Origin of the sequence: Kibdelosporangium persicum, from assembly GCF_013280595.1 — a bacterium.
GTDB lineage: Bacteria > Actinomycetota > Actinomycetes > Mycobacteriales > Pseudonocardiaceae > Kibdelosporangium > Kibdelosporangium persicum.
In genome coordinates this window covers 892,661-913,460 of the sequence record NZ_JAAATY010000001.1, presented here as the reverse complement: position 1 = coordinate 913,460, position 20,800 = coordinate 892,661, and the positions used below count along the sequence as shown (strand labels likewise).

General features: G+C 68.4%; 19 protein-coding genes. 13 read left to right on the top strand and 6 right to left on the bottom strand.

Translation table 11 applies throughout. From position 1 onward, the window contains the following. The first annotated feature begins 37 nt into the window (after nucleotides 1–37). Complete coding sequence (locus GC106_RS04190) at nucleotides 38–1,249, top strand: winged helix-turn-helix domain-containing protein (protein ID WP_173124442.1); 1,212 nt, start codon at nucleotides 38–40, stop codon at nucleotides 1,247–1,249. Nucleotides 1,250–1,329: 80 nt separating this feature from the next. Here the strand turns inward: GC106_RS04190 and GC106_RS04185 are convergent, their stop codons facing one another. Next, nucleotides 1,330–2,202 carry a DUF4097 family beta strand repeat-containing protein gene (locus tag GC106_RS04185; RefSeq protein WP_173124439.1) on the bottom strand — a complete coding sequence of 291 codons (873 nt, stop codon included), beginning with the start codon at nucleotides 2,200–2,202 and terminating at the stop codon, nucleotides 1,330–1,332. Further along, entirely contained in the window at nucleotides 2,199–2,726 is a 528-nt protein-coding gene (locus tag GC106_RS04180) for a toxin-antitoxin system HicB family antitoxin (RefSeq protein ID WP_173124437.1), read from the bottom strand. The genes GC106_RS04185 and GC106_RS04180 overlap by 4 nt, the downstream gene beginning before the upstream one ends. Nucleotides 2,727–2,882: 156 nt before the next feature. Here GC106_RS04180 and thyX point away from each other — a divergent pair, with 156 nt between their 5' ends. The 7 genes from thyX (at nucleotide 2,883) to GC106_RS04145 (ending at nucleotide 10,344) form a co-directional block, all read left to right on the top strand. After that, a complete protein-coding gene (gene thyX, locus GC106_RS04175) occupies nucleotides 2,883–3,635 on the top strand; it encodes an FAD-dependent thymidylate synthase (RefSeq protein WP_173124435.1) in 753 nt (250 codons plus the stop codon). Next, on the top strand, nucleotides 3,632–4,015 hold the full coding sequence (locus GC106_RS04170; protein WP_173124433.1) for an ACT domain-containing protein: 384 nt from the start codon (nucleotides 3,632–3,634) through the stop codon (nucleotides 4,013–4,015). Before thyX ends, GC106_RS04170 begins: the two co-directional genes overlap by 4 nt. Nucleotides 4,016–4,074: 59 nt before the next feature. Further along, a complete protein-coding gene (locus tag GC106_RS04165) occupies nucleotides 4,075–5,439 on the top strand; it encodes a serine/threonine-protein kinase (RefSeq protein WP_173124431.1) in 1,365 nt (454 codons plus the stop codon). A 71-nt stretch (nucleotides 5,440–5,510) separates the two neighbouring features. Further along, nucleotides 5,511–6,980, top strand: a complete 1,470-nt coding sequence (locus tag GC106_RS04160) for a serine/threonine-protein kinase (protein ID WP_312872400.1) — start codon at nucleotides 5,511–5,513, stop codon at nucleotides 6,978–6,980. A 13-nt stretch (nucleotides 6,981–6,993) separates the two neighbouring features. Continuing rightward, on the top strand, nucleotides 6,994–7,620 hold the full coding sequence (locus tag GC106_RS04155) for a TIGR03085 family metal-binding protein (RefSeq protein WP_173124429.1): 627 nt from the start codon (nucleotides 6,994–6,996) through the stop codon (nucleotides 7,618–7,620). Between the two features lie 85 nt (nucleotides 7,621–7,705). After that, nucleotides 7,706–8,665 carry a 4-hydroxy-tetrahydrodipicolinate synthase gene (gene dapA, locus GC106_RS04150; protein ID WP_173124427.1) on the top strand — a complete coding sequence of 320 codons (960 nt, stop codon included), beginning with the start codon at nucleotides 7,706–7,708 and terminating at the stop codon, nucleotides 8,663–8,665. Continuing rightward, nucleotides 8,662–10,344 (top strand): ribonuclease J, encoded by a 1,683-nt coding sequence (locus GC106_RS04145; protein WP_312872399.1) that lies wholly within the window; start codon nucleotides 8,662–8,664, stop codon nucleotides 10,342–10,344. The genes dapA and GC106_RS04145 overlap by 4 nt, the downstream gene beginning before the upstream one ends. A 117-nt stretch (nucleotides 10,345–10,461) precedes the next feature. On the opposite strand, the gene GC106_RS04140 is transcribed toward GC106_RS04145, so the two are convergent. Further along, nucleotides 10,462–11,436, bottom strand: a complete 975-nt coding sequence (locus tag GC106_RS04140) for an EamA family transporter (protein ID WP_173124425.1) — start codon at nucleotides 11,434–11,436, stop codon at nucleotides 10,462–10,464. 64 nt (nucleotides 11,437–11,500) lie between these two features. Further along, nucleotides 11,501–12,343 (bottom strand): lysophospholipid acyltransferase family protein, encoded by an 843-nt coding sequence (locus GC106_RS04135; RefSeq protein ID WP_173124423.1) that lies wholly within the window; start codon nucleotides 12,341–12,343, stop codon nucleotides 11,501–11,503. A 96-nt stretch (nucleotides 12,344–12,439) separates the two neighbouring features. Between GC106_RS04135 and GC106_RS04130 the strand changes: the two genes are divergently transcribed. Both GC106_RS04130 and GC106_RS04125 read left to right on the top strand, forming a co-directional pair. Then, nucleotides 12,440–14,854 carry an FtsK/SpoIIIE family DNA translocase gene (locus GC106_RS04130; RefSeq protein ID WP_173124421.1) on the top strand — a complete coding sequence of 805 codons (2,415 nt, stop codon included), beginning with the start codon at nucleotides 12,440–12,442 and terminating at the stop codon, nucleotides 14,852–14,854. 40 nt (nucleotides 14,855–14,894) lie between these two features. After that, complete coding sequence (locus GC106_RS04125; protein ID WP_173124419.1) at nucleotides 14,895–15,632, top strand: dienelactone hydrolase family protein; 738 nt, start codon at nucleotides 14,895–14,897, stop codon at nucleotides 15,630–15,632. On the opposite strand, the gene GC106_RS04120 is transcribed toward GC106_RS04125, so the two are convergent. Together GC106_RS04120 and GC106_RS04115 are read right to left on the bottom strand one after the other, a co-directional pair. Continuing rightward, nucleotides 15,629–16,189, bottom strand: a complete 561-nt coding sequence (locus tag GC106_RS04120) for an HD domain-containing protein (protein WP_312872398.1) — start codon at nucleotides 16,187–16,189, stop codon at nucleotides 15,629–15,631. The two genes, GC106_RS04125 and GC106_RS04120, sit on opposite strands and share 4 nt — an antisense overlap. Nucleotides 16,190–16,446: 257 nt before the next feature. Continuing rightward, nucleotides 16,447–16,881, bottom strand: a complete 435-nt coding sequence (locus GC106_RS04115; protein WP_173124417.1) for a phospholipase — start codon at nucleotides 16,879–16,881, stop codon at nucleotides 16,447–16,449. A 332-nt stretch (nucleotides 16,882–17,213) separates the two neighbouring features. Between GC106_RS04115 and GC106_RS04110 the strand changes: the two genes are divergently transcribed. The 3 genes from GC106_RS04110 (at nucleotide 17,214) to GC106_RS04100 (ending at nucleotide 20,761) form a co-directional block, all read left to right on the top strand. Further along, nucleotides 17,214–18,032 carry an SAM-dependent methyltransferase gene (locus tag GC106_RS04110; protein WP_173124415.1) on the top strand — a complete coding sequence of 273 codons (819 nt, stop codon included), beginning with the start codon at nucleotides 17,214–17,216 and terminating at the stop codon, nucleotides 18,030–18,032. 27 nt (nucleotides 18,033–18,059) lie between these two features. Next, nucleotides 18,060–19,361, top strand: coding sequence for a cytochrome P450 (locus tag GC106_RS04105; RefSeq protein WP_173124413.1), 1,302 nt, complete (start codon nucleotides 18,060–18,062; stop codon nucleotides 19,359–19,361). Nucleotides 19,362–19,468: 107 nt separating this feature from the next. Beyond that, complete coding sequence (locus tag GC106_RS04100) at nucleotides 19,469–20,761, top strand: choice-of-anchor B family protein (RefSeq protein WP_173124411.1); 1,293 nt, start codon at nucleotides 19,469–19,471, stop codon at nucleotides 20,759–20,761. Nucleotides 20,762–20,800 lie beyond the last annotated feature (39 nt).

Here is a 20,800-nt window from a genome sequence, read left to right as displayed (position 1 = left end):
CAACACTGTCGGACCTCGATGGCACTATGCGGTCACTATGTTGACGATGACCGAGGCCGCCGCCCGGCGCACCGCGCTGGCCGCACAGGGGTTCACCGATCCACGCCCGACGACGGTGCCGTCCCGGCGACATCTGCTGCGGGTGCTCACCCGTGTGCAGCTGATCCAGCTCGACTCGGTGAACGTCGCGGTCCGGGCGCACTACATGCCTGTGTTCAGCAGGCTCGGCGCGTATCCGATGGATCTGATCGACGACGCGGCCTGGACGCACACGGCCCGCAGGCCCCGGCTGCTGGTGGAGAAGTGGGCGCACGAGGCCAGCCTGATCCCGGTCGAGGACTGGCCGTTGCTGCACCTGGGCAAACGTCCGGGCTGGTGGCGGCACTACGAGCAGATCGCCGACCGGTCGCCCGGCCTGGTCCAGGAGATCCGGGCGGCGGTGAAGGAATTCGGCCCGATCGGCGCGGGCGCGCTGGAGCGCGAGATCCTCGGCGAGGGGAACAAGCGTCAGAAGGGCTCCTGGTGGGAGCGCTCGGACGTCAAGCACATCTGCGAGTACCTGTTCGGCCTAGGCGAGCTCACGACCGGAACCCGCCGCGGCTTCGAGCGTCTCTACGACCTGACCGAGCGAGTGGTGCCACCCGAGATCCTCAACCGCCAGGTGGCGCCGGACGACGCGGCGCGGGAACTCGTCGAGCGGTCCGCGAGAGCCTTGGGAGTCGCGACCGAGCCGGAACTGCGTGACTACTACCGCCTCGCCCCCGACGCGAATCGCCGCGCAGTGCTGTCGTTAGTCGAGGACGGTGTTCTGGAACCCGTTCAGGTCGCCGGCTGGAACCGCAAGGCGTACCGGCACGTCGACGCCAGAACTCCCCGGCAGGTCAAGGGCCGCGCGTTGCTGTGCCCGTTCGACCCGCTGATCTGGGAACGCGACCGCACCGAACGGATCTTCGGCTTCCGCTACCGCATCGAGATCTACGTCCCCGAACCGAAGCGGGAGTACGGTTACTACGTCTTCCCGTTCCTGCTGGACGGCGAGTTGGTGGCGCGCGTGGACCTGAAGGCGGACCGGGCCGCCGGAGTGTTGCGCGTGCAGGGTGCCTTCGCGGAGTCCGGTGTGGACAAAGCCAGGATGTTGCCCGAACTGTCGGCCGAGCTGCGGCTGATGGCCGAGTGGCTCGGGCTGTCCGGCGTGACAGTGGGCCGAAGGGGAGACATCGCGGCACCGTTGGCCAAGCTCGTCAAGTGACTGTTGTGCCCCCAATGCGGCATGCGGAGCGTTCGACGCCGCCGGTGCCGCATCGGGGGCACTGCCCCCTCGATCCCTGGCTAACCGTCGAAAGCCGCGCTCACCACGGCCGAACCGGACCTGGTCCGTCCCCGGACCCGGAGCGCGACCTCGCCGTCGGGCGGCGAGTCCTTCAACGTCAACTCACTGCGAGCCTGACCGGTCCCCGAAACCAGGTCGATCTCAGCCCGAGTCCCGTGCCGGACGCCGACCCGGACCTCCCCGGATCCGGTGTTGAGCTCGATCTTGCCCGCTGCCGCGTCCGCGACGGTCAGGTCCCCGGACCCGGTCCGTGCCATCACGTCCGTGGACACCGCGCCCAGCCACACGTCCCCGGACCCGGTGATCAACGCCGCGGAGGGCCCGCCGACCGACGAGACCTCGACGTCCCCGCTCCCGGTCCGGGCCTGCAATCCGCCCAGCATCGGACCGAGCCGGACCGCGCCGGTCCCGGTGACGACGGTGGCCGCGCCGTCCGCCCGGTCGACCTTGACCTCGCCGGAACCCGTGCGCACCGACAACCGGCCCGCGGAGCCGGTCACGAGAACGTCACCAGAACCGCTGCGTACGTCGACATTCGACCCGGACGGCGCCCGCACGGTCACCCCGAGCGGCACGTTGCGCAGCCAGTCCGGCGTACGCACGACGACCCGGTTGCCGGACTGTTCGATGTGTGTCCGGTCGATGCCGTCCTCACCGGTCGTTCCCTGCTTGCCCGGGGTGAACAGGTTGACCAGTTGCGCGAGGCCCTCGGCCCAGGGCGCCTCCGCGTCGGGACGGTGCCGGACTCGGACGGTCACGCCTGGCTCGTCGGTCAGCAGTACGTCGACCGCGCCGGAGGTGATGACCACCTCGAGGTCCTGCGGCCCGTCCGCCTCGAAGTTCTCTTCCCGCACTCGATCTTCTGAAGTCATGACCCCTCTGTCCAACCGTGCACCCGCGACGAGCCGCGGTCGTTGTCCTCATGACGGTGCTGGTGGTGCTGGTGCCCGGACCACTTGCGGCGCAGCGCGCCCTGCACGGCCTGGGACACGAACGTGTTCAGCGACACGCCCTGTGCCGCCGCCGCCTGCTCGGCCTGGCTCTTGATCTGTTCGAACATCCGCAACGTCATCCGGCTGATGTTCTCCGCGCTGTTCTCGCCGGTCGGCGGCGGCAACGGCTGTTCGGGCTCCGGCTCCGAGCCGGCGGCCGAGCGGGTCGGTGTGACGACCACCCGCACGTCCCGGCCGGCCAGTTTCACCTCGACCACGTGGTCGTCCAGTGCCGCGGTGACCTCGGCGGCCACGTCGGACAGGGCGTTCATGAACGCCAGGCGGAAGGCTGGCTCCAACGCGGCGGACAACACCGCCGCCGCCCGCCGGGTCTGCTCGTCCCCGGCAGAGGCGGTGGTGGCGAGGTCGTCCCGCAGCGAGTCGATGTACGGCGTGAGATCCATGACGTCACTATGACACCATCAATGACGTCACCGCAAGGCGCAAAGACGTCACCAGTGACGTCAACCCCCTCGTGAGCGTTTATCCGTGTTCTAACCCGGAAAAACACTCACGAGGGGTGACCTGGGCTTCGGATGGCTCCGGTTAGGCTCATCGGCATGACCGAGACCGTGGCCCCCAAGGTGCAGCTGATCGCCAAGACCGAGTTCTTCCCGCCCGCGGACGTGCCCTGGTCGACCGACAGCGACGGCGGGCAGGCGCTCGCCGAGTTCGCCGGCCGTGCCTGCTACCAGTCGTGGAAGAAGCCGAACCCGGCGACCGCGACCAACGCCGGGTACTTGCGGCACATCCTCGAGGTGGGGCACCTCTCGGTGCTCGAGCACGGGTCGGTGAGCTTCTACATCTCCGGGATCTCGCGCTCGCTGACCCACGAGCTGATCCGGCACCGGCACTTCTCGTACTCGCAGCTGTCCCAGCGGTACGTGCCGGAGCGCGACGCCGCCATGGTCGAGCCCGACGTGATCGCCAACGACCCGGAGCTGCACGCCAAGTTCATGGAGGCGGCCGACGCCGCCGTCCAGGCGTACAACGAGCTGCTGGCCGGTCTGGAGAAGAAGTTCGCCGACGAGCCGAGCGCGACGCTGCGTCGCAAGCAGGCACGTCAGGCCGCCCGTGCGGTCCTGCCGAACGCCACCGAGACGCGCATCGTCGTGACCGGCAACTACCGTGCCTGGCGGCACTTCATCGCGATGCGCGCCAGCGAGGCCGCCGACGTCGAGATCCGCGCGCTCGCCGTGGAATGCCTGCGCCAGTTGCAGAAGGCGGCCGAGAACGTGTTCAGCGACTTCACCATCTCCGCGTTGCCGGACGGCACCGAGGTGGCCCACAGCCCGCTGGTCACCGAAGGATGAATCGGCTGACCATCGACGTGCGGCCGGGTGACTACGCGCTCGCCAAGCTGCCGCCGGGTTCCCCGCTGCCGTCGCTGTCCACTTCGGACGGTCTGGTGTCCGTCACGAGCACGCCCGACGAGGTGTCGGTCGTCTCGTTGACGGACATCGCGCCCGCCGGTGCCAAGGTGGACCAGGGCTGGCGGCTGCTGACCGTGCGGGGGCCGTTGGAGTTCACGCTCACCGGGATCATGGCGTCACTGGCCGGATCGCTGGCCGCGGCCGGGGTTCCGCTGTACGCGATGTCGACGTTCGACACCGATCACATCCTGGTCAAGGCGACTGACCTCGACCGGGCGGTGGTGGCGTTGCGCGAAGCAGGTCACGAGGTGCACGCCTGATCGGTTCGGTGTCCGGGAACCGGCGTACGGCCAGGCGCAGACGACGCTAGAGTTCCGGCGTGTCCCAGGAACGGATGGTCAACGGCCGCTACCGGATCGTCGGGGAGGTCGGTCGCGGCGGGATGGGTGTGGTCTGGCTGGCCGAGGACCAGACCATGGGCAGGCGCGTCGCGATCAAGGAACTCGTTCCGCCACACGGAACCGATCCGCGGGAGCGGCCGAATCTCGAAGAGCGCGTGCTGCGGGAGGCGCGCACCGCGGGCAGGCTCAACGACCCCGCGATCGTCACGGTGTACGACGTGGTGCAGGAGGGCGGCGCCACGTTCATCGTGATGGAACTGATCGACGCGCCGACCCTGACGGAGATCGTCCGGCAGGACGGCCCGGTGCCCAGCGACAAGGTGCTCGCCATCGCCGATCAGGTGCTGTCCGCGCTGGAGGCGGCGCACGCGGCCGGGGTCGTGCACCGGGATGTCAAGCCCAGCAACGTGATGGTGGCGCCGAACGGTCGCGTGAAGCTGACCGACTTCGGCATCGCGCAGTCCATTGAGGACCCGAAGCTCACCCGGAGCGGTGTGCTGCTGGGGTCGCCGACGTACATCTCGCCGGAACGCCTGCGTGGTGAGGACGCCCTGCCTGCGTCGGATCTGTGGGCGTTGGGCGCCACGCTGTTCTTCGCCGTCGAGGGCCGTAGCGCGTACGAGCGTCCCACGACGGCCGCGTCGATCCAGGCCGTGCTCAACGAACGCGCCGAAATCCGCCAGGCCTCGGGCCCGCTCGCCGAGTTGATCACGGGTCTGCTGGACAACGACCCGAAGACCAGGATCGACGCCCAGCGGGCGAGGCGCCTGATCGAGGAAGCCAAGCACCGGTCTGGCCCGGCGACCGGCCCGGTGGTGCCGCCCACCAGGGCGTTACCCGTCCAACGACGCGACAGACGCGGCCTCGCGATCGGCGCCGCCGCGGTCGTGCTGGCCGGAACCGTGGTCGCGATCCTCGCGCTGACCGGCGTTTTCTCCCCGAAGACCAAGACGGATCCGCCGGCCCAAGCGAATCCGATGCAGGAGACCAGGACTTACGGGCCGGACGGGGACATCACCCGCGACCTGCGGGCGGGTGACTGCTACAACGGCACGGACCTGGCCGAACGGGCCGAGGACTGCGGCCAGGAGCACGACGCGGAGATCTTCGAGCACGTCTCCTACCAGGACCTGCAGGACTACCCGGACTTCATGGTCTCGGACGCCGAGTCGGCCTGCGCGGCGAGGTTCGAGCGGTTGTCCGTGGAGAACAAGAACAGCGTTCTGCGGTTCCGCACCCTCGTGCCCACGCAGGCCGCATGGGATGGGGCACAGCGTGAAGCGCTCTGTGTCGTCACCGCGGCGGACGGTGGCAAACTGACCGGCCCGGTCGCCGGGAACTGACCGGCGTTGCCCTTTGGTGCAACCTGGGAGAATTGCTCGGGCCCGGGCCGTACGGGAGTTAGAGTGCCCGCGTGTCCCAGGAGTACGCACCCACTCAGCGGATTGTCAACGGCCGCTACCAGATCGTCCGCGAGCTCGGCCGCGGCGGGATGGGCATCGTCTGGCTGGCCGAGGACCGGACGATCGGCAGGCGGGTGGCGATCAAGGAACTGCATCTGCCCGAGGGCATCGATCCGCAGGAACGGCACATCTTCGAGGAACGCGTGCTGCGTGAGGCCCGCACCGCGGGCAGGCTCAACGACCCCGCGATCGTCACGGTGTACGACGTGGTGCAGGAGCAAGGCAACACGTTCATCGTGATGGAGTTGATCGAGGCGCCCACGCTGTCGGACATCGTGCGTCAGCACGGCGCCTTGGGCGAGGCGTACACCGCGCAGATCGCCACGCAGCTGGTGTCCGCGCTGGAGGCCGCGCACCGCGCCGGGGTGATCCACCGGGATGTCAAACCCAGCAACGTCATGATCGACGCGAACGGTCGCGTGAAGCTGACCGACTTCGGCATCGCGCAGTCCACTGACGACCCGCGGCTGACCACCAGCGGCACGCTGATCGGCTCGCCGACGTACATGTCACCTGAACGCCTGCAAGGGCATGACGCCTCGCCCGCGTCAGATCTGTGGGCGCTGGGCGCCACGCTGTTCTTCGCCGTCGAGGGCTACGGCCCGTACGACCGGCCGACCACGGCCGCGTCGATCCAGGCGATCATGAACGAGGTCGCGTACCTGACCCGCTGCCGCGGCCCGCTGGCCTCGTTGATCATGGGCCTGCTGAACTCGAACCCGGACGGCAGGCCGACCGCGCCGCAGGTCCGCGCGTTGCTCGGGCAGGCCACCCAGGTCGCGATGAACACCGGCCCGACCGCGCAGGCCTGGTCGTCGTCCCAGCCGCCCGCGACCCAGCCCGCCCCGCGGTCGAAGAGCCGCCGTGCGCTGGCGATCGGCCTGGTCGTGGTGCTGGCCGTGGCGATGCTGACGGCAGGATGGTTCGGCCGTGACCTGTTCGGCACGACCACGGCCGCCGGCGAATCCGGCGAACTGCAGCCGACCTTGACCTACGGCGTCGGCGGCAACATCCCGGTCTTCGACGTGTACTTCAACGCCGGGCACTCCTGCCTGGACACACCGCCCGCCGACAAGGCGCAGTACGACACGGTCGTCGACTGCGCCAAGAAGGACCACCGCGCCGAGGTCTTCATGGAGTACAAGACCGGCATGAAGACCGCCGACAAGGAGAACAACAAGCCCGGCGCCGGGTATCCGGCCGACAAGGCACTGGACCGCTACGCCGAGAGTGCCTGCACGATGTTCTACAACTCCGACGAGGTGGTCAAAGGCGGCAAGCCGATGAACGTGATGGCGCTGATCCCCTCGCCGGAGGCGTGGAACTCCGAGAAGTCACCGCGGCGGTCGATCTTCTGCGTGGCGTGGCCGCAGGACAACAGCACCATGACCGGCTCTATCGTGCCGGATGAGAATTCCTGAGTACGGTGGCGGCATGGGTCTCGCGAGCGATGAACGTGAACGGCTGAGCGTCCTGTTCGGTGAGGTCGGCCCGGACGCGCCGACCCTGTGCGAGGGGTGGCGGACCAAGGACCTCGCCGCCCACCTGGTCCTTCGTGACCGCAGGCCGGACGCGGCGGGCGGGATCATGATCTCCGCGCTGAAGCCGCGTACCCAGCGGATCCAGGACGAACTGGCCGCCAAGCCGTGGGACGAGCTGGTCGAGCTGATCCGCACCGGCCCGCCGCGCTGGTCGCCGCTCAGCGTCGGTGTGCTGAACGACCTGGTCAACGGCTCCGAGTACTTCATCCACCACGAGGACGTCCGGCGTGCCGTTCCGGGCTGGGAGCCGCGGCCGAGTGACCCCGTCCGTGACGAGCAGTTGTGGCGCACGCTCAGGTTCGTCGCGCGCCGCGCGTACCACCGCAGCGTGGTCGGCGTGCTGTTGCGACGGCCGGACGGCGAGACCATCGTGGGCAAGCGCGGCCCGAAGGCCGTGACCATCTCGGGTGCGCCCGGTGAGTTGTTGCTGCACGCCTTCGGGCGCGACGAGGCACGCGTCGAGTTCGCCGGCGAAGAGGTCGCTGTCGCGGAGATCCGGGGCACGAAACGAAGCTTTTAAAGCCGAGATCCCCGGTCGCCGTCGAATTTCCACCACCGGGTGGCTGAGGCGAATCCCCGCAGGTGGACGGGGTACCTTCAGCGACATGACCAGATGTCCTTCCGCTGCTCCCGGCCGCCCGTTCGGCCGTGTTCTGACCGCGATGGTCACCCCGTTCGACGCGAGTGGCGCGCTTGATCTGGCCAAGGCCCAGGAGCTCGCCGTGCACCTGGTGGATCTCGGGAACGACGGTCTGGTGGTCAACGGGACCACCGGCGAGGCACCGACCACGACCGACGACGAGAAGGTCGACCTCGTCCGTGCCGTCGCCGAGGCCGTCGGCGACCGGGCCACCATCGTCAGCGGCGGCAGCACGTACGACACCGCGCACAGCGTGCACATCGCCAAGAAGCTGGCCGCCGCGGGCGCACACGGCCTGCTGGCCGTCACGCCGTACTACTCACGGCCGTCCCAGGCGGGCCTGATCGCGCACTTCACCGCGATCGCCGACGCCACGGACCTGCCGGTGATGCTGTACGACATCCCGCCCCGCGCGGTCACTCCGATCGAGACCGCGACGCTGTTCCGCCTGGCCGAGCACCCGCGGATCGTCGCGGTGAAGGACGCCAAGGGCGACCTGAACGCCGGGTGCGACGTGATCGCCAGCACCGATCTGGCGTACTACTCCGGTGACGACGTGCTGAACCTGCCGTGGCTGTCGGTCGGCGCGGTCGGCTTCGCCAGCGTGATCGGGCACGTCGCGGCCGACCGGCTGCGTGCGCTGGTCGACGCCTACGAGGCCGGTGACGTCGCCAAGGCCCTGGAGATCAACCGCGGCCTGCTGCCGGTCAACCGCGCGATGAGCCGGACGGGCCCCGGGCTCGGCCTGGCGTTCGTCAAGTCCGCCCTGCGGCTGCGCGGCCTGGACGTGGGTGACCCGAGGCTGCCGATCACGCCCGCGACCGAGGCGCAGACCGCCGCGATCGCCGCCGATCTGGCCGTCGCGGGCGTGACACTCGGACTGCCTGACACCGTGCGATCGTCATCTGAGACGGTTAGTAGGTGATCGAAACCTCGCAGAACCTCCCGCCGCGGCTGGCCGACGGTGGGCTCCGCGTGGTCGCTCTCGGCGGAATCGGCGAGGTCGGCCGCAACATGACTGTCTTCGAGTACGACGGCAGGCTCCTGATCGTCGACTGCGGCGTGCTGTTCCCGGAGGACCAGCAGCCCGGCGTCGACCTGATCCTGCCGGACTTCCGGGCCATCGAGGACCGGCTGGACGACATCGACGGGATCGTGCTCACGCACGGCCACGAGGACCACATCGGCGCGGTCCCGTTCCTGCTCAGGCTGCGCGCGGACGTGCCGGTGATCGGTTCGAGGTTCACCCTCGCGCTGCTGGCCGCCAAGTGCAAGGAGCACCGGCAGGACCCGGTGCTGGTCGAGGTGACCGAGCGGGAACGCCGGGTCGCCGGGCCGTTCGACCTGGAGTTCTTCGCGGTCAACCACTCCATTCCGGACGCACTGGCGGTGGCGATCCGCACACCCGCGGGCCTGGTCCTGCACACCGGGGACATCAAGCTCGACCAGTTGCCGCTGGACGGCCGGCTGACCGACCTCGGCGGCTTCTCGCAGCTCGGTGACGAAGGCGTGGACCTGTTCCTGGTGGACTCGACCAACGCCGAGGTCCCGGGCTTCGTCACGCCCGAGCGCGAGATCGGCCCGGTGCTGGACAACGTGATCGCGCGGGCGACCCAGCGGGTGATCGTGGCGTGCTTCGCCAGCCACGTGCACCGCGTGCAGCAGGTGCTCGACATCGCCGTGAACCACGGCAGGCGCGTCGCGTTCGTCGGCCGCTCGATGGTCCGCAACATGGGCATCGCCGGGGAGCTCGGCCTGCTGACCATGCCGGAGAACCTGCTCATCGACCTGCACGAGGCGATGGAGCTGCCGGAGCACGAGGTGCTGTTCGTCTCCACCGGCAGCCAGGGCGAGCCGCTGTCCGCGCTGTCCCGGATGGCCCGGGGCGAGCACCGGCAGATCTCGATCCGGCCGGGTGACACGGTCGTGCTGGCCAGTTCGTTGATCCCCGGCAACGAGACCGCGGTGTTCGGTGTGGTGAACGGCCTCGCGCGGCTCGGCGCCCACGTTGTGCACCAAGGCAACGCGAAGGTGCACGTGTCCGGGCACGCGTCCGCGGGCGAATTGTTGTTCCTGTACAACGCGGTCCGGCCGTCCAATGTGATGCCGGTGCACGGCGAGTGGCGGCACCTGCGGGCCAACGCGGCTCTTGCCGTGGCGACGGGTGTCCCCGAGGAGCAGGTCGTGCTGGCCGAGGACGGCGTGGTGGTCGACCTGGTGGACGGCATCGCCAAGATCGTCGGCCGGGTCGAGGTCGGGCACGTCTACGTGGACGGGTTGTCCGTCGGCGACGTCGGTGAGTCCACATTGTCCGATCGGCTGATCCTGGGGGAGGGCGGCTTCATCTCGATCACCGTGGCGGTCGAGGACAGCACCGGGCGCGCCGTGGCGCCGCCGACCATCTCCGGGCGCGGGTTCTCCGACGATCCCAAGGCGTTGGACGAGGTCGTCGCCCTGGTGGAGATGGAGTTGTCGCGCACCGAGGCGGAAGGCATCACCGACACGCACCGCATCGCCCAGATTGTGCGCCGCGTGGTCGGCCGTTGGGTCGCGGAGAAGTACCGCAGGCGTCCGATGATCGTGCCCACGGTCATTCCGGTGTGACGCGTGCGAGGGCCCGACCGCGTGCGCGGCCGGGCCCTACCCCCAGTTTCCCCCGACGTCCTGCCGGGCCTCGCGCGTGCCGTCCCGAGGCTCGGTCTCGCTGTTCAGTCTCGCTGTTCAGTCTCGTTGGGCGACCGCGGCCAGGTCTTCGGTCGTCGGGTGGAGTTGTCCTCCTGCTGAGGGTTGAGACGCACGCTGGACCAGAAAGGCTCCCGCCAGCAGCGTCAGGCCGCCGATGATCTGGATCACATCCAGCTGTTCGGCCAGGAACGCCCACGCGAGGGTCGTGGCGACCACCGGCTCGGCCAACGACAGCACACTGACCACATTGGACGGAAGATGCCGTAACGCGCTCATCCCGACCGCGTACGCGATCACCGTGCTCACCACGGCGACCGTCACCAGAAGCGTCCACACAGGACCGAACGGGGTGTCTGCCACCAGGATCTCGCCTGGCAGCCGCCACGGCGGCGCGATCGCCATCAGGAGCACGGCGCCGACGAGCATGCCGTAGGTCGCCATCGTCAACGGATGTCTTGTGGTGAGCCCGTGTTCGCCGAGCAGGAAGTAGCACGCCGCGCACATCGCCGAACCGATACCGGCGAGCACGCCGACCACGTCCAGCCGCAGCCCGTCCCAGACCTGCGCGACCATCGCCAGGCCCACCAGGGCGAGCGCGGTCCCGGCCCACGCCTTGGCCGGCAGCACCGTGCCCCGGACGAACCGCACCCACAAGGCGACCAGCACCGGCGACATGAACTCCAGCAACATCGCGATGCCCACCGGCAGCCGTGACACCGCGGCGAAGTACAAGGTCTGCGCCCCGGCGACGCCGAACAGGCCGAAACCCAGCAGTACGCGCCAGTCGCCCCGCTTGATCCTCAGCAGGCTCGGCCTGACCACCGCGACCCCGGCGAGGAGGATCAGCGCGGCCAGGCCGATCCGCACGCTGACAACCTGCTGTGGACTCAGCCCGGCGGTCATCGCGGGCTTCGCCAACGGTCCCGATGTGGCGAAGAAGGCCGAGGCGGCCAGGACGAGGGCAGTGCCCTTGGTCCTCGACGTAACCAGTGTCTGCGTGTTAGTGGTCACTCATGTCAGTCTGCGTGACCGTGGACCGGAACGGTGAAGGGTTTTTCACCAGCTGAGACACACCTCACGGGGTGCCGGTCCACCGGTCGCGCCAGGGCGACACGGTGTCCGTCGGCCGGGTCGGGTCGTGGAACTTCGGCAGGTCCGGCTCGTCCGGGCGCAGGGCGACCAGGTTGTCGGTGATCGCCTGCATGATCCGTTTGTGGGCGCGGACCGCGTCGCCCGGCTTGGCCGCGGACAGGTCCGAGAGGTCCACCGGGTCGCCGAAGTGCACCTTGAAGCTCGGGCGCTGCCGAAGTGCCCGCAGGAAGGACGTCAGCACCGGTTTCACGTCGTTCCAGCCGGTGACGGTCTCCGTGCCCCAGTACGCCGCCTCGTGCGCGCCCCACTGCGAAATGGGGATCACCGGCGCGTTGGCGGCCAGGGCGATCCGGGCGACGCCGGTCTTCCCGCGTTCCGGCCACATGCCGGGGTCGTGCGTGATCCGGCCTTCCGGGTACACCAGCAGCGGGGCGTCCGCGTGCTTGATCGCCTCCACCGCGTTGGCGAAGGACTCCAGGACGGTCGCCTTGCCACGCTCGACCCGCAGGTGGCCGGACTCGCGCAGCGCCCAGCCGAGCACCGGGGTGTCGAGCAGGCCGCCCGCGAGCATGAACCGTGGCGCGATCCCGATCGAGTAGCACGCCTTCATCAGCACCAGCGCGTCGAACACACCGATGTGGTTGGCCGCCATCACCAGCGGCTTGTTCCGCAGCTCGTGCGGCACGGAACCGGTCACCGTGAGTTTGCCGACCGACGCGACCACCGCGCGGTCGATCTCCAGCATCGTCCGCCAGATCAGCGGCACAGATGCCTGCCTGTCCGCGCGGCGTGTCGGCTCGTGTCCGTCCCGGTACAGCGCAACCATGGTGCGGAGCATGGCATGCCCGGGTCATGGCCTTGCGACCTGGGCTGGCCTGTTACGGCTGGGACCAGAGAGGCGAGGGCGACTACCGTGGGACGCATGGCGACGAGCCGGTCCACCACCGCCAAGCGAACCACCGCACGCAAGAAGCCCGCCGCGGCGGCGAAGAAGCCCGCCCCGGCCCGCCCGGCGGCCCGCAAGTCGAAGGGAACCGCTGGTAAGGCGGTCAAGGGCACCTGGAACCTGCTGGCCAAGGGGGTCGGCGGGCTCGCCCGCACCCTCGGCAAGACCAAGGACCTCGACCCCGCGCACCGCCGCGATGGTCTCGCGTTCGGCTACATCGCGCTGGCCGTGATCATCGCCGCCGCGGTGTGGTGGCGGGCGGCCGGTCCAATCGGACGGAACGTGGAGATCGGCGTCCGGTCGGTGATCGGCGCGGGCGCGGTGGCGTTCCCGCTCGTGCTCATCGTCATCGGCGTGACGCTGATGCGGTCGGACCCGAAACCCGACGCCCGGCCGAGGCTGGTCATCGGTTCGCTGCTGATGACGTTCTCACTGCTGGGCATGCTGCACCTGCTCAACGGCGGCGAGACGAACGCGGAGCAGATGTTCGGCGGTGGCGCGCTGGGATACGTCTCCGGCGGCCTGCTCGCCAAGGGCGTCACCGGATGGGTGGCGTTCCCGCTGCTCATCCTGGCGCTGGCGTACGGCATCCTGCTGTTCTCCGGCACCCCGATCCGGGAGATCCCCAACCGGCTGCGTGAGCTCGGCCGGGACCCCGAGGACCTGATCGACGAGCAGCAGGCCGAGCCTGAGCCCGAGGCCGAACCGGCCGAGGTCAAGCTCCGCCGCCCGTCCCGGCGCCGTCAGGCCTCGATGGCCGAGCCGCCCGCCGCCGAAGCGCCCGCCGCGCCGCCACCGCCGGTCGAGCAGCCGGTGCCGGCCAAACCGGCGCGCGAGCCGAAGCCGAAGAAGCAGGCGGTCCAGGAGAAGCTGCCGATGGCCACGGCGCGGGTCGTGGAGGGCGACTACGAACTGCCGCCGCCCACGTTGCTCACCGAGGGCGACGTGCCCAAGAGCCGCAGCCGGGCGAACGACATGATCATCGAGGCGATCACCGGCGTGCTGGACCAGTTCAACGTGGACGCCCAGGTCACCGGCTTCACCAGGGGCCCGACCGTGACCCGCTACGAGGTCGAGCTCGGTCCCGGCGTGAAGGTCGAGAAGATCACCGCGCTGACCAAGAACATCGCCTACGCGGTGGCCACCGACAACATCCTGTTGCTCGCGCCCATCCCCGGGAAGTCCGCGGTGGGCATCGAGGTGCCGAACAACGACCGTGAGATGGTCCGGCTCGGTGACATCCTGCGGTCGCCGGTCGCGGTCAACGACCCGCATCCGATGGTGGTGGGCCTCGGCAAGGACATCGAAGGCAACATGGTCACCACGAACCTGGCCAAGATGCCGCACCTGCTCTGCGCGGGCTCCACCGGTTCCGGTAAGTCCAGCTTCGTCAACTCGCTGCTGGTGTCGCTGCTGGCGCGGGCGACGCCGGACGAGGTCCGGATGGTCCTGGTCGACCCGAAGATGGTCGAGCTGACGCCGTACGAGGGCATCCCGCACCTGATCACGCCGATCATCACGCAGCCGAAGAAGGCGGCGGCCGCGCTGGCGTGGCTGGTCGAGGAGATGGAACAGCGCTACCAGGACATGCAGGCCAACCGGGTCCGGCACATCGACGACTTCAACAAGAAGGTGAAGTCCGGCGAGATCACCGCGCCGCCGGGCAGCGAGCGCGAATACCGGCCGTACCCGTACATCCTGGCGATCGTCGACGAGCTCGCCGACCTGATGATGACCGCGCCGCGGGACGTGGAGGACGCGATCGTCCGGATCACGCAGAAGGCCCGTGCCGCGGGCATCCACCTGGTGCTGGCGACCCAGCGGCCGTCGGTGGACGTGGTCACGGGTCTGATCAAGACGAACGTGCCGTCGCGGCTGGCGTTCGCCACGTCGTCGCTGATCGACTCCCGGGTCATCCTCGACCAGCCGGGCGCGGAGAAGCTGATCGGCATGGGCGACGGGCTCTACCTGCCGATGGGCGCGTCGAAACCGATCCGCATCCAGGGCGCGTACGTCAGCGACGAGGAGATCCAGGCCGTCGTCGCGTTCACGAAGGAACAGGCGCAGCCGGAGTACACCGACGGCGTGACGACCGCGGGCGGCGGGGAGAAGAAGGAGATCGACGCCGACATCGGCGACGACCTCGACGTGCTGCTGCAGGCGGCGGAGCTGATCGTGACATCGCAGTTCGGCTCGACGTCGATGCTGCAACGCAAGTTGCGGGTCGGCTTCGCGAAGGCCGGGCGCCTGATGGACCTGCTGGAGAGCCGGGGCGTGGTCGGGCCGTCGGAGGGCTCGAAGGCGCGGGAGGTTCTGGTCAAACCGGAGGAACTGGAGTCGGTGCTGTACTCGATCCGCGGTGGCGGGCCGGAGCCGTCGGACGAGGAGTAATGTCGCCGACTGGTTCGGCGTCGGTGACAGGAGCTTTCGAATGATGGTCGACGTGCCCACAAAGGACGGAATCGCCGATTCCCGCCTGGTCGTCCCGGACGGCGGGCCGCACCCGGGCGTGCTGCTCTTCGAGGACGCCTTCGGCCTGCGGCCCAGGTTGTACGAGATGGCCGATCGCATCGCGGCACAAGGCTATGCGGTGCTGGCGCCGAACATCCTGTACCGAGGCGGTCCCTGCCCCCAGTTCGACATGGCGGACATGCGGGACCCCGAACGCCGCGGAGCCCTGTTCGGCAAGATCATGCCCTTCATCCAGCAACTGGACACGGCGGCGATCACCGCGGACACAGAGTCCTACTTGGACTTCTTCGCCGCTCAGCCGGGGGTGTCCCCGGAGCCCGTGGTCGTGGTCGGCTACTGCATGGGCGGCACGAACGCGTTGCGCGCCATTGAGGCCCACCCTTCGCGGATCAAGGCTGTGGCCACGTTCCACGCCGGTCGCCTGGCGACCGACGAGCCCGACAGCCCGCATCTGCGGGTCGGGAACATCACGGGGGAGGCGTACTTCGCGCACGCCGACCAGGACCACGCGATGACGGCCGAACAGATCAAGGTCTTCGAGGCAGCTTTGGACGAGGCCGGCGTGACCTATCGCTCCGAGGTGTACGAGGGCGCCCCGCACGGCTTCACGATGTCCGACACTGCCGCGTACAACGAGGCCGCGGAGAAGCGCCACTGGGAGAACCTGTTCGCGCTCCTCGAAAGGACGCGTAGCTAGCGATCACGCCACGCCAACGGCGACACGTTCAGCGCCGCTTCCGCGACTCGCTTCGCGATATCGGTGTTCAGACTTTCGCGCGCGGACTCGATCCAGCCGTCCACCCGCTGAACACCTATCTCGCGGTACTCGACCGCCTGCAACAGCATCTCCAGCTTGTCAGCGTCCCTGGCGCACAACGCTTCGATCGTCCGCCCGTCTTCGTACTCGTCGACCGCCCGGCGCACCGACTCCTTCGCGCGATCCGGCAACCCCGCGGTCTGATCGGCCGTGATCCGACGCGCATCCGGCTTGTCCACATAGGGCTTGGCGGTGTGCGGGAGGTCGCCGGTCCGTGTCTCCTGCGTGTCATGCCACAACGCCAGATATGCGGCCTTCGCCGGGTCCGCACCTCCCTCAGCGGCAAGGAGACCAGCCAGCTGGGCGACACGCATACTGTGTTCCGCGACCGATTCCGGATCGCGCACGCCGACGTGCCACCACCCGGTCCGTCGCATCCGCTTCAACAGACCGAGCTCGTAGGAGAAGGCCGCGATCTCAGCCGCCGGATCAGCCACTGTGTCTCCTCATCGGTCCGCGATACCAGCTCGGGCCATCCTCACCCGTGCTCACGTCCCACTTTGCATGCTTGTCACCTCACGTATCGGGCGTGAGGTATCGCACGTGGCCGTCGTCCGGGTCGACCGTCGTTCGAGTCATGCGTTGTCCTTCGAGCAACGGAGTGACCAAGGCGGAGGAATCACGGAGCCCAGCTGAACGGGGTTTGGGACGGTGCTCGCAAGCCATGGTCGAGCACCGTCCGACGTTGCGCCACTCAGCCGAACTGGCGCACGGCCGCGTAGTACACCTCCGCCGTGGCCTTGCAGGCGCTGTTGCTGCCGCAGGTGGAGTACATGTCGGCCTTGAACTTGTCGTCGATGCGCAGTTTCTGGGCCGAGGTGAAGCGGTTCTGGCGCTTGTTGTTGCGGTAGCCGAAGTCGTGCCTGTGGCAGGCGGGCTTGAACTGGAACCCGAACGGGTTGTCCGGCGACCAGGAGCAGGCGTCCGAGGACCAGTCCAACTGGCTGGCGTACGGCCGGTTGTTGCGGATCGAGGTGAACTGCGACAGCGACTTCGAGAACGCGTAGTCGTCGGTCACGGCGATCAGCTGGCTCGGTGTCAACGCCGCGTGGGCCGTGCCGGTGCCGAGCACGACGGCGGTGACGGCACTGGCGGCCAGGACTGAGGCGCGCTTGAGCAGGTTCGGCACGTCTGTCTCCCTTGTGGACTCATCCGGTCCGCCCACTCTGCTGATCAACCGCTCGTTCCGCCACCCCTAAAACCAGTTCCGCCACCGTGATCATCGGGGGAAGTAGGGGTGCGGACGATCGAAGCCGGCGCCACCAACCAGCCGCCGGCGACATGTCCCCTCGTGAATGTTTATCGGTGTTCTAACACCGATAAACACTCACGAGGGGAGTGTCGCTGGTGTGCGTGAATCGTCCGATCGGGTACTGTTCCGCATTCGGCGCCCGGGAGCGAGTAGCGTTTACGCCTTTCCGATCCCATCAGTCCCGGGACAGCGAGGGATGTGAACCGGCAGTGACCGATCACGCGCCATGGATACCCGTCGACATCGACGTGGAACGAGCGAGCCCGGCACGGGTGTACGACTATCTGCTCGGCGGCAACTGGAATTTCGACATCGACCGAATGATGGCGCGGCAGGCGATTGATCGAATGCCGTGGGTCGGTGATCTCGCCCGTTACAACCGGCAGTTCCTGGGCCGTGCGGTGCGGTTCTGCGCGGTTCGCGGCATACGGCAGTTCCTCGACCTGGGCTCGGGTATGCCGACGGCCAAGAGCGTGCACGAGATGGCCTGGGACATCGACTCCGGCGCGCGCGTGGTCTACGTCGAGCAGGAACCGGTCGCGGTCGCCCACGGCGGCCTGATCCTGGCGGACGTCACCGGCGTGGAGATGATCGGCGCCGACATGCGGGACGTCGAAGGCGTGCTGAACCATCCCACGACGTCGGCGCTGCTCGACTTCGAGGAGCCGATCGCCGTGCTGATGGCGTCCTCCCTGCACTACGTGCTCGACGACGACGAGGCCGAGCGGACGGTCCGGCGTTACCTGGACGCGGTGGCACCGGGCAGCTATTTCGTGCTCTCGCACATCAGCGACAGCGGCGCGGACGGCGCTGACAAGGTGAAGGACCTGGTGGAGTCGTCCAAGACGACGTCGAGCGCGGGCGTGGCAAGGTCACGGGCCTGGATCGAGGGGGTGCTCAGCGGCCTGGAAGTGGCGGAACCTGGGGTGGTCTACACGTCGCAGTGGCGCCCGGACACGCAGCTCCGGCTCGTGCACGATCTGCCTGCGCACTCCTCGTTGCTGGCGGCGGTGGCGCGCAAACCCTGATCGGGAGACCGAGCCGGGGGTGGGGCTGTGAGGGTCGCTGCCGGCCGGATGCCCCTGCTCGGTCATGGTCCCGCCATGGCCCGTGATCCGATGCGGTTCCTGCGGCGCCTGCGTGACCAGGGCGATGTGGTCACGTGCTGTCTCGGCACTGTTCCGGTGCATCAGATCAATTCTCCGGAACTGATCCGCCGGGTTCTCGTCACGGACGCGCACCGGTTCGGCCGGAACCGGATATTTGCGAATGCTCGACAATTGTTCGGCGACGGATTGGCGACCGCGGACGAACCGGTGCGCATGCGGCAGCGGCGGATCATGCAACCGGCTTTTCACCGTGACCGGACAGACGCGTATGTCGACATCATGCGCACGGAAATACAACGGTTCGTGGATAGGTGGCGGGCCGGTGAAGTCGTCGTGCTCGACCGTGAGGTTTCCCGGATCACGCTCGCGGTCACCGCGAAGGCTTTGTTCCGTGCCGATCTGGGATCGGCCGCGGTCGGGGAGGTCTGCCGTTCGCTCGGCCCCGTTTTGGACGGAATCACAAAACGCGCGATGTTACCGGCCGTGTACGAGCGAATCCCCACACCGGGCAACCGCCGGTTCGACGCGGCACTGCGCTGGTTCACCACGATCGTCGACGACGTGACCAAGGCGTACCGCGACTCCGGCGCCGATCACGGCGACCTGCTGTCCATGCTGGTCGCCAGTCCGATGACGGACGCGGAGATCCGCACGCAGGTGCTGAACATCCTGATGGCCGGGACGGACACCACGGCGATCACGCTGTCCTGGGCGTTTCACGAACTGGCCGTGAATCCACCGGTGCGGCGAAGGATGCTGGCCGAGATCGACACCGTGCTGGGCGGCAGACCGGTCACCGCGGCCGACCTGCCCAGACTGTCCTATGTGGACCGAGTGGTGGCCGGGACGGTCCGCAGGCACACGCCGGTCTGGTTGCTGATGCGCAAGGCCCTCGAACCCGTCCGGCTCGGCGACGTCACCATCGACGCCGGCGCGCAGGTGATGATCAGCCTGCCCACGCTGCACCGCGACCCGGACCTGTTTCCTGACCCGATGCGGTTCGACCCCGACCGGCCGCTCGATGAGCAGGCACGGACCAGCGCGCTGGTGCCGTTCGGCGCGGGCCGTCATCGGTGTACAGGGGAGGCATTCGCCATGGCGGAGATGACGACCGCGTTGGTGACCGTGTCGCGGAACTGGGTCCCAAATCCGGTGCCCGGACATCGCGTACGGGAGGTGACCAGGGCTTTTCTGCGACCGGACGCCTTGCCGATGACCGTTTACCGCCGGAATACCCGTAACTGGTGAATTAACACCTCGGATTCCCTCCGATCGGCGCATCCCGCTCGTCTGTTGGCGATTTACCGTCAAGAATCACCTGACGCGAACCTGCATCCGCGCTGAGGAGAACTGCCATGCGGTTTCCGGAACGGCTGACCGGGCTGGCCCTGCTGGCCGTCGGTGTCGCCGCGATCATGTCGAGCCCGGCCTCGGCACATGACCCCAACTCACCGGAAGGCCGCGCGGCGCACGCGAAGTTCGCGGCCGACCTGCAACCTCCGGACCGCTCGCCCGCGGTGGCCGGTGCCGCCGCGGTGCCGTGCGTGAACGGCATGGCCAACCAGTACCCGTGCAAGAACGTGGATCTGCTGGCCGTGCTGCCGTTGTCCAGCATCGGCGGCGGCCAGGGCAACAGCCTGTGGGGCTGGACGGACTCGTCCACGGGCAAGGAGTACGCGATCATGGCCCGGTCCAACGGGGCCTCGTTCGTCGACATCTCCACGCCGACCACCCCGCGGTACCTCGGAAACCTGCCGTCGCACAACGGAACCAGCAGCTCGTGGCGGGACGTCAAGGTCCACAACAACCACGCCTACATCGGTGCCGACGGCATCAGCGGCCACGGCATGCAGGTGTTCGACCTGACCAGGCTGCGTACCGTCACGACGCCGCAGACCTTCACGCCGGACGCGCGGTACACCGGTTTCGGCCCGTCGCACACGCTCGCCGTGAACAACGAGACCGGCTTCATCTACGCGGTCGGCTCGAACACGTGCAACGGCGGCGTACACATGGTCGACGTCCGTAACCCGAAGAACCCCGTGAACGCCGGATGTGTCAGCAACGACGGCTACGTCCACGAGAACCAGTGCGTGGTCTACCGCGGCCCGGACACGACATACCAGGGACGCGAGATCTGCTTCAACTACAACGTCGACACCTTGACCATTGTGGACGTGACGACGAAGTCGAGCCCGCGGCAGATCGCGCGCAAGGGCTACACCGGCGTGCGCTACAGCCACCAGGGCTGGCTGACCGGTGACCACCAGCGGCTGCTGCTGGACGACGAGCTCGACTCAGACCAGCCGGGCACCAAGACGTTCATCTGGGACGTGCGGGACCTGGACAACCCGGTCAACACCGGGGTGTACACCTCGCCGACGATCACCGCGACCGACCACAACCAGTACATCGTCGGCAAGTACTCCTACCAGGCGAACTACCGCGCAGGACTGCGCATCCTGGACATCACCGGGATCGCGGAGAACCGGCTGACCGAGGTCGCGTACTTCGACATCTACCCCGCCGGCAACTCCAGCGGGTTCAACGGCGCGTGGAACGTGCATCCGTTCTACGCCAGCGGGACCGTGGCGATCAGCGGGATCGAGCAAGGTCTTGTGCTGGTGAAGCCCAACCTCACCAGCTGAAGGAACGCCGGCCTGGCGGAGGGGGTCACCCTGCCGGTT

Bases quoted from the DNA above. Each gene is read 5' to 3' on its own strand.
- GC106_RS04135 (WP_173124423.1), bottom strand. From the start codon at position 12,343: ATGGTTGCGCTGTACCGGGACGGACACGAGCCGACACGCCGCGCGGAC.
- GC106_RS04180 (WP_173124437.1), bottom strand. From the start codon at position 2,726: ATGGATCTCACGCCGTACATCGACTCGCTGCGGGACGACCTCGCCACC.
- GC106_RS04100 (WP_173124411.1), top strand. From the start codon at position 19,469: ATGCGGTTTCCGGAACGGCTGACCGGGCTGGCCCTGCTGGCCGTCGGT.
- GC106_RS04125 (WP_173124419.1), top strand. From the start codon at position 14,895: ATGATGGTCGACGTGCCCACAAAGGACGGAATCGCCGATTCCCGCCTG.
- GC106_RS04130 (WP_173124421.1), top strand. From the start codon at position 12,440: ATGGCGACGAGCCGGTCCACCACCGCCAAGCGAACCACCGCACGCAAG.
- GC106_RS04170 (WP_173124433.1), top strand. From the start codon at position 3,632: ATGAATCGGCTGACCATCGACGTGCGGCCGGGTGACTACGCGCTCGCC.
- GC106_RS04155 (WP_173124429.1), top strand. From the start codon at position 6,994: ATGGGTCTCGCGAGCGATGAACGTGAACGGCTGAGCGTCCTGTTCGGT.
- GC106_RS04185 (WP_173124439.1), bottom strand. From the start codon at position 2,202: ATGACTTCAGAAGATCGAGTGCGGGAAGAGAACTTCGAGGCGGACGGG.
- GC106_RS04190 (WP_173124442.1), top strand. From the start codon at position 38: ATGTTGACGATGACCGAGGCCGCCGCCCGGCGCACCGCGCTGGCCGCA.
- thyX (WP_173124435.1), top strand. From the start codon at position 2,883: ATGACCGAGACCGTGGCCCCCAAGGTGCAGCTGATCGCCAAGACCGAG.
- dapA (WP_173124427.1), top strand. From the start codon at position 7,706: ATGACCAGATGTCCTTCCGCTGCTCCCGGCCGCCCGTTCGGCCGTGTT.